At 66.5% G+C, this 8469-nt stretch carries 3 protein-coding genes and 1 pseudogene; all 4 read right to left on the reverse strand.

The window, feature by feature from the left end:
• Positions 1-31 precede the first annotated feature (31 nt).
• Complete coding sequence (locus AC1DX5_RS11535) at positions 32-5461, reverse strand: AAA domain-containing protein (RefSeq protein WP_478015502.1); 5430 nt, start codon at positions 5459-5461, stop codon at positions 32-34.
• On the reverse strand, positions 5458-6645 hold the full coding sequence (locus AC1DX5_RS11540; RefSeq protein WP_478015504.1) for a M48 family metalloprotease: 1188 nt from the start codon (positions 6643-6645) through the stop codon (positions 5458-5460). The genes AC1DX5_RS11535 and AC1DX5_RS11540 overlap by 4 nt, the downstream gene beginning before the upstream one ends.
• A 219-nt stretch (positions 6646-6864) precedes the next feature.
• Positions 6865-7698 carry an EamA family transporter gene (locus tag AC1DX5_RS11545; protein ID WP_478015506.1) on the reverse strand — a complete coding sequence of 278 codons (834 nt, stop codon included), beginning with the start codon at positions 7696-7698 and terminating at the stop codon, positions 6865-6867.
• Positions 7699-8253: 555 nt separating this feature from the next.
• Positions 8254-8469 (reverse strand): annotated as a pseudogene (locus tag AC1DX5_RS11550) (hypothetical protein); the annotation flags it as partial.

An 8469-nucleotide genomic window follows, 5' to 3' on the forward strand; every position in this document is an offset into this window, starting at 1 on the left:
GGGCCGGATCGGAAGTTGGGAATAGCCGCCGTTAAAGCTCCAGATACCCTTTCCGGACTTTCTCCGCGATCAGCTTGGCAGCTTCGCGCTTGGCGCGCTCTGGCGTTTCGAAGGTCTTGGTCACGGTACTGCCCTTGGTGCCGATGCGCCCGAAGATGACCACCACCTCGCCCTCGGACACCGCGATCTTCCAGAATTTGTCGGAACTGCCCTGCTGAAAACGAAATTCGCTGAAGCCTGCGGTTGAAGGTTCGGGGTCGGGTTCGGCCGGCGCCGACGCGTCGGGCTCGGGCGCGCTCACGACGTGCCCCGCCATCGCCACGCCCTCGAAGGGATCGTCGTCTTCCTCTGCGGAGTCGCGGCGCAGCGCAGCCTCGATCTGGGCGATCACCGCTCCGGAATCGCGGAGCCAGCTGTGCGCGGGCACGTCGATCACCTTCCAGCCGAAAGTCCGCAGGATCGCGGGCTGGAAGACATAACGGTCCTCGAGCGCGCCACCGCCGTTGCCGTCGAGCAGGATGCCGAGCAGATAGCGGTTGCCGCCCGGCGCCAGGATCGCGAGATCGCAACGAAAGCTCGCGCTACCGACATGCGTGCGGACCTTATGGCCCCGCGCGGTAAGTGCGGCGGCGATGGCGTCGCGCAGCGCATCATCGGGCGCGGCACGTGCGAAGATGCGCTGCGCTTCGGGATTGAGCGTCGCGAGCACCGTCTGGCCGTGGTTCGTATCCCCGCACGCCTGCGCCTCTGCAAAGGACAGGAAGGTGCGCAGTGCGCGAGCGCCGTCATTGTGAATATTGGTGATAGCCTCGGCGCGGATGGTCGAAACCACCGCCATATGATGGCGGGCGCGGCTGAAGATGACGTTCAGTCGTTTCTCGCCGCCCCGCTGGTTTATCGGGCCGAAGTTCATCGCCATGCGCCCGTTGGCGTCGGGCGCATAGCAGATGCTGAGCAGGATCACGTCGCGCTCGTCGCCCTGCACATTCTCCAGATTCTTGACGAACAGGCCATTGATCTGGCCGTCGTCCTCACGGACATATTCGGCCTCGAGCCGCGCCGCGAAAGCCTTGTCCTCCGCGGCAAGCGCATCGAGTTCCGCCTCGATCTCGGTCTGCTGCGCTTCGGAAAAGGCGACGATGCCGATGCTGAGCCCGGTCTCGCGGAACAGCAGGTCGCGGACCATGGCGGCGATCAGCCGGGCCTCGGGATCGTTGATGCGCTTTTCGTAGAGGCCATCGGCGACCGGATGGAAGCTGATCGCGCGCGCCAGCATGCGGTTGACCGCGGCGGATGCCGATGCGGGATCGTCCGAGCGAAGCGGCTCGGGCGGGTTCGAGGAATCGGCGATGGCAAGATCAGGGATGGTGATCAGGCGGCCGTCATAGAAAGCCGCGTTGGAGAAGCTGATCAGCGCTTCGGACCGGCTGCGATAATGCCAGGCGAGTAAGGTCGCCGGCAGGCTGCGCGCGGCCTGATTGAGCAGGCTGTCGGCATCGAGGATGATCGCGACGGTCTCGCCATCTTCCTGTGCGGTGACCTGCATCTCATCCTCGTCGCGGGCGGAGGCGAAGAAGCTGGTCGGCGGAAGCTGCATCTCGTCGCCGACCACGATCACCTGCGGCGCCCGCGAAAGCGCCGGCACGGCTTCCTCGGTTGGGATCTGGCTCGCCTCGTCGAAGATCACGACGTCGAACAGCTCGGAATGGAGTGGCAACGTGTCGGACACCGACAAGGGGCTCATCAGCCAGATCGGCTTGAGATCGATCACCACCGCGCCGGTTTCGTCGTCCGAAAGATCGCGGATCGAACGGTAGCGCATCGCCTTGCCGAACTCGTGCTCCAGTTCGCGGCGGCCGGTCGAATAGAGTTTCTTGAACTCGCGCCCCGCCGCGTCGAGCTGAGTCACCGACAGGGTCGAGCGCTTTACATGGCCGCGGAAATTGCGCTGGTTGATGGCGAGGATCGTGGCGCTGTTGTCGGCCTGGAGCAGGGTTCGCGCCCGCGCGGCGCGGCGAGCGCTGGACGCGAGCTCGGCTGCGTCGAAGCGCTGCAGCGCCGGCTCTTCGCGCAAGATGCGGGCGAAAGCTTCTTCCAGGACCTGCGCCTCGATCGCCTCGGGCGTCAGGGCAAGATTGCGAATGGCGAAGGCCATCCGTGGCCCGGCCTTGTCGGCCGCGGCCAGTAGCGGGAGCAGGTCGGGAAGCTCCTCCAGCCCCTCGCGCATGTCGCGCATCGCTTCGGCCAGCGCGCCGATCGGCATGTCGTCCGCGGCAAGGAGAAACCGGTCGCAAAGCGCGGCCAGTGCCTCGATCCGGCCGGCGGACGCGGCTTCGCGGGCGATGAGCGCCACGGGGTCCGCCGCTGTGCGAACATGGCCGATCAGCGTGCGCATCATCGGGGCGGTTGTCCCGATCCATGCATCGCGCGCCGCCGCCAGGCGATCGGCATCGGTGGTCGCGAAACGCTGCGCGAGCGCCCGTCGCGCAGCGGCCTCGGCGGCGAGGGTCGTGTGACGCGCGGCGAGGCGTTCGAGAACCGTCACGACGCTGGGCTCGACGGCATGCGCGGAAAAATCGTAGCGCTCGCGAACCGTCTTCTTCAGGCGGCGCCAGGTGCCGCTCAGGAACTTGAAGAATGATCCTTCCTGCCGCCGCGCCTGGTCGAGCGCGGCATCGGTGTCTTCGGGCGTGAGCGGCTCGCGCCAGTTGGCCGCCGCCTCGGCCGCAGCTTCGGCCTCGGCATGCGCGCGATCGAGTGCGGCGCGCCCGCTCGCGAAATCGTTCGATAATGCGGATCCCGGATCGAGCAGCGCCAGATTGCCAGCCAGATTGGTGTCCACTGCCTGCCCCGCCGCGCGCACCAGCACCAGCGCATCGGCGAGGCGCGTTTCGGGAGACAGCAACGTCGTATCGTCTTCCAGCGCTGCGTCGAGTGCGTTGAGCAGGCGCTCGGCTTCCTCCAGCGCCGCATCGACTTCCGCATAGGCACGCTCACTCGCGACCATCGCCGGGGCGAGGCGCGAAAAGGAGTGGCCGGCGAGGCTGGTCAGCCCGAAGTTCTCCATCACCGTGCGATGAATCCGATCGGCGAGCGTGCGACCGGCATCCCATTCGGCAAGCAGCGGCAGCCGCTCACGCGATGCCGGGCCAAGGGGGCTGGCGCCTGGCAACGCGGCGCGGCGGCGGACGATGGCGCGCACGCTCGCCCCGGTCATCTCCGGGACATGGCTGGCGGCGGCCTCGAACGCGGCGATGCGCTGGAGGTGGCGCGCCAGCGCATCGAGCGTGCGGGTACGCGCCGACTGAAGGGCATCCAGCCCGTCTTCGCGCGTCGTCCAGCGCTCGTAACTGTCCTTGAGATCGAGGACGAACGCCTTCTTGTCTTCCTGTGAATCATGGATCAGGCAGGCGAGCCGGTCGAGTCCGGCCGACCGCAGGCGGTTGAACACCACGTCGAGCGCGGCGCGCTTCTCGCAGACGAACAGCACGCGCTTTCCGCGCGCGGCGTAATCGGCGATCAGATTGGTGATCGTCTGCGACTTGCCGGTACCCGGAGGGCCCTGGATGATGAAGCTGCGGCCCGTCCGCGCCATCGCGACCGCAGCGTCCTGCGTCGCATCGGCCGGGACCACGCCGTTGAGCTCGGCGATCGGCAGCGGCGGTGGGGCTTCCGCTTCGAGTTCGCGTGGGTCGATCGAGAAGATCCGGTCGAACGCCGGCGGTGGCGTGCTGTCGTCGATCAGCTGGTTATAGTCCCGGACCAGCGACATCTTCTTGTAGTTGAAGTTGGCCAGCGTAACCTGGGTGAGATCGATCTCCCATTTGTAGCGATGGCCCTCACCACTCGCGAGCGCATAGGTCAGCGCTTCGGCATCGCCGCCCGCCACCATCCGATCCGGCCGTGGCGGCATCCGCCCGCCGACGGCCAGCCGCTGCGGAAGCGGCGCGGGGCGCACATATTTCTCGAACAATGCCAGCCCCAGCGGGCGGTAATCGTCGCGCTCGTAACTGAAATCGGGCCGCGCGACACCGTCCGCCCGGGCGGTCCGCTGCTTGCGGCGCTGGAACAGCTTGAGCCGCTGCACTGCCTTTTGATGGATCAGCTCGATCTGCGGCTTGTCGGTCACCGACAGGGTAACGCCGGGTTCGCCACGATGGATCTGCGCGGCGATGTCGGCATGGACTTGCTCGATCGAGGTGCGCGCGAGATCGACCGTCTCGGGCAACTGGATGTCGTAGAGCTGACGCAGATAGTGGCGCAGCGCCGGATTGAACTCGGCCTCGGTACCGGGGCAGCGCAGCAGATACTGGTCGCGAACGCCCTTCTTCTTCGTTACTTCGACCGGCAGCCACAGCAAGGGGGACTGGATGCGCTCGTTCGGCGCTTCCTTGAGATTGTGCCAGTGGAGATAGGCCGCGACGAGGCGCAAATGGCTGAAGCCATATTCGGCGCGATCGCGCCGGGTCTCCTGGATGATCCGGTCGAACGCCGAGGGAAGATAGGGCTGGTCCTCGAAGCGCAGCCATTTGGCGAGCGGGATCTGGCTGCCGCTCAGCACATCGGCGGCAAACTTGCTGTCCCAGGTACATAATTGGTCGGCCCGGATCGATTCGAGGCGCATTACCACGGGCACGCTGGCCACCGTGAGATTGACGCTCGCCTGGGTGGGCCGGAAATGGATCAGCCGGTTGCGGCGCGAGAGATCGAACAGGCGGTCGCGCAAATGGGCCAGCACCGCCGCGCGGCGACCCTTGACGCCCGTCGCACCGGCCAGCGCGCGCTCGACGTCGAGCGCGGCGGGCTGGTCGCGATATTCCTCCAGCCGCCGGGCGAGCGTGCCGAGATCGGTCGCGCGCTCGTGCCGGTTGAGCGCGGTCATCTCGACGATCAGCGCGGCGATCACCGGGTGAAGTGACGGATTGAGCCGGAAGAGATTGGCCTGCGAGCCCGAGAAGCGCGCGACATCTTCGTCGTCACGCAAATCGAGCCCGCACGCAAGGCTGGCGAGGATCAGGCCGACAACGAAGATGTCGGCCATCTCGTCATGATGGCCGATCGCCTGCTCCCAGGCGCGATAGCCGGTGAGATAGGCGGGCTTGAACTCGGCGTCGGCACCGTCGCTGCGCGCCCGCAGATCCTCGATCGTGCTGCCGATGTCGATTTCGGTCGCGACGCGATATTCGCCGACGACGCGCAGCGCCGATCCGGCATGCGGCTGCACCTCGCGCAGGCGCGCCGGATTGTAGCTCGGGCGGCGGCCCTCCGGATGCGCCAGCGCCAGCCGGCCGTCGCCGGGATCGATCACGGCGTCCGCGCTCAGATCGGCGACGCGCTCCGCGGCATGCAGCGCCGCCACCACGCGCATCAGCGGCAGCATCGCATGGAGCAGGTCTTCGGCCGGAAGCGCGCCGCCCTCGGCAACCCGCTCGCCCAGCGTGACCGATATGCTCTCGCTCATGCCTGGGCCTTCTTCAGCGGCGCGAATACCCTGTCGATCGCCGCCTTGGTGAATTTGAGGTCGCGCTTGAGCGCCGCCTTGAATGATTCCGTGCCGTCATAGCTCGACGCCAGCCGCGCGCCTGCGGTCAGCATCGCGTCGCGGCTGTCTGGATCGGCCATTGCGAGATCGAGGCTGAGCGCAACCAGATAATCGCGAAACGAATCGTCGAACTGATCGCCGTTCAGGGCGGCGTCCTCGATCGCTTCCTCCCCCGGATGCCAATCGGGGAAATAGCGGCGGACCAGCGTGCCGGCGACCTCGGCGTCGGCAGCGGGATCGGCGACGAGCCGCGTGATGAAGCGACGGGTGACCGCGGTCGCCTCGTGCTGGCGCGGCAGATCGAGCGCGCTGAGCGACAGCGGCCCGCGGATGCGCTTTTCGATCCATGCCTCGCACCCGGCGTCGCCACGCCACCATTTGTCGAGCGCCTGCGCGCGCAGGAAGATTTCGGGATGCGTCTCGCCCTGCGATGTCCGCGCGTGGCTCTCGGCTTCGGCAGCCTGACGAAGATAGGCGGCGGGATCGACTGCGGTGAGGCCGGTCATGGTCTTCACCAATGTCGCGATCGCCGGTCCGGGCGCATTGGCCGCAACGGCGCCGCCGCGATCGGCATAGAGTTCGGTGTGCAGACGGAACAGACGCGCGGTCTCGACATGGGCGGGCACGGCACCAGGATAGGCCAGTGCGTGATCGAGGATGGTGGCCGCCGTATAAAAAGCGCCGTCCTCGATCGACCAGAGCCGGTAATGCGCAAGCTCATGCCCAAGCAGAGCGATGCGTTCCTCGCGTGACAGCTTCTCGAGCACCGGGCCGTGGAACAGGAGATGGATTTCGCCCGGCACGAAGCAGAGCGCGGCGTTCATCGCGCCGTCCGCTGCCTGATAGAGCGCGAACGGCGCGTCGATTTCCAGCTTCGCGAGCACTGCGGCGCAATCCTCGTGCACTTCCGGATGCGCCGCCGCGTCGAGCCGGTAGGTTTCGCGCAGCAGGTAGGAACGCATTTCCTGCACCTGCTCCTCGCGCGTCTGCTGCGAGCTGCCCCACGACCAGATCTCGGGCTCGTTCTCGCGGAGATGATCGACGATCAGGCGATGATAGGCCAGCGGATCGAGCTGTGGCGCGGTTTGAGATTCTTCCCCCATTCCGCCGATCCTAGCGGCGCTTCGCTTACGGTCCAGAGCCGTTCGACGTCAGGGCGCCGGCAATCGAAGACCGCCTGATTGCCCCTGAGGCGGTCGACGACCCGGGTCGTAGCTGAAACAGGGAGGCGTCTGGCAAGAACGGAGGTTCATCGCAGTCCATCGAATGGCGGCAACGGATCGGCCCGCCTCCACCACGTCCGGTCACACCGCCTTCCGCCCTCACCCCGCCAGGATCAGCGCCGCGCCGCCCAGGATGCCGAACACACCGATCACCCGGCCGGCGGTGGCGCGCTCCTTCAGGAACAGGATCGAGATGAGCAACGCCGTGACCATGCCGGTCTCGCGCAGCGCGGCGAGTGGCGCGGTCGGGCCAAGCGCGAAGGCGGCAAGCGCAAGGCCATAGGTCAGGATCGACAGCGCACCGGCGATCACCCCCGGCTTCCACTGCGAGCGGGCGGCGGCGAACATCGTGCCGCGCGAGAGCAGGCCGAACATCGCGACGACCACCGCGCCCATCTGGACGAATACCCAGACGATATAGCTGGTCGCGCTGGGCGCGGCGCGCACGCCGATCGCGTCGACCACGGTATAGGCGGCGATGCACAGGCCGGTCAGCAGCGACCATCCCAGCGCCGCGCGGCCGAGGTGGCGGCCGGCGATCATCACGAACATCGCTCCGCCGATCAGTGCGATTCCGGCGATCTGGCCGGTCGTGGCATGTTCGCCGAGCAGGCCGATCGTCACCGTCGCGGTGACCAGCGGCGCGGTGCCGCGCAGCACCGGATAGACCGCGGAGAGATCGCCGGCCTGGTACGCCCGGACAAGGAAATAGAGATAGAAGCCGTGGATCGCCGCGCTTGCCGCGAGATATGCCCAGGCGCCGTGCGGCAGCGGCACGAGCAGGGTGGCCGGCAGCAGGATCAGCGCGCTGGTCCCGTCGGTGACTGCGCGGCCCGCCGCCTTGTCCCGCCCGCCCTTCACGATCGCGTTGACCACCGCATGGATCGACCCGGAGGCGATCATCATCAGGGCGGCAAGCGTGAAGGCGGGCATTGTGTCGCCATGCAAGGTGGCGTGGTCGCGGGCAAGCGGTCTGGCCTCGCTCCTGTACAGGATCGACGATCACGCAAAGGCGCGCTGTTCGGGCGCGATGGAAGGACTCACCCCATCGCTGGATGTACCGTAAATCTCCGCCTTCGCGTGAATCACCTCTTCATAACGTCGCCCGACACTGGCGGCCTCAGGGGGCAACCGCCTTTCCGCCAGCGAGAAGGGGGGCGTGAAGTGCAGCGTCGATTCAACCCTGCGCCGAATCGGGGCATCGTCCATACCGGCCAGGGCGCCACGACCCCGGCCCGTTCTTTCCCATGACGGTCCAACTGTGCGCGCTTCTTCTGTCCCCGCCTCATGCCAACCGTCCCTGTTCCGGGGTCGGCCTTCCCTGTTCCGTGCGAGCCGTTCCCTGTTAGTCAGGAACAGGGAAACGATCATTAAGCGCTTGAGATATAATGATATTTCTGCAGCAAAATTTGGCGTAACAGCGAAATAAAAAATCCTTCCCTGTTCGCACCCTGTTATCTGCCGATAACAGGGTTGGAGTGACCCCCTTTAGTGAGACACGTTAATTAGAGAGAGCTCGGTTGCTTGTTTGAAGGGCTGCTGCGCAGCAGCCCTTCGCATGGTTTCCTCATACTCGTCGGGCGACCTGTAGGCCAAGGCGGAGTGCAGGCGCTGGCGATTGTAGACCTGCTCGATGAAGGTCCCGATCCGCTCGCGTGCGTCGGCGAGGTCGCGATAGCCGGTACCGTCGACCTCCTCCTGCTT

Source organism: Sphingomonas sp. P2_B6 (genome assembly GCF_056404755.1).

Excerpts from the sequence above, each read along its gene's own strand:
- AC1DX5_RS11535 (WP_478015502.1), bottom strand. The coding sequence starts at position 5,461 with ATGAGCGAGAGCATATCGGTCACGCTGGGCGAGCGGGTTGCCGAGGGC.
- AC1DX5_RS11540 (WP_478015504.1), bottom strand. The coding sequence starts at position 6,645 with ATGGGGGAAGAATCTCAAACCGCGCCACAGCTCGATCCGCTGGCCTAT.
- AC1DX5_RS11545 (WP_478015506.1), bottom strand. The coding sequence starts at position 7,698 with ATGCCCGCCTTCACGCTTGCCGCCCTGATGATGATCGCCTCCGGGTCG.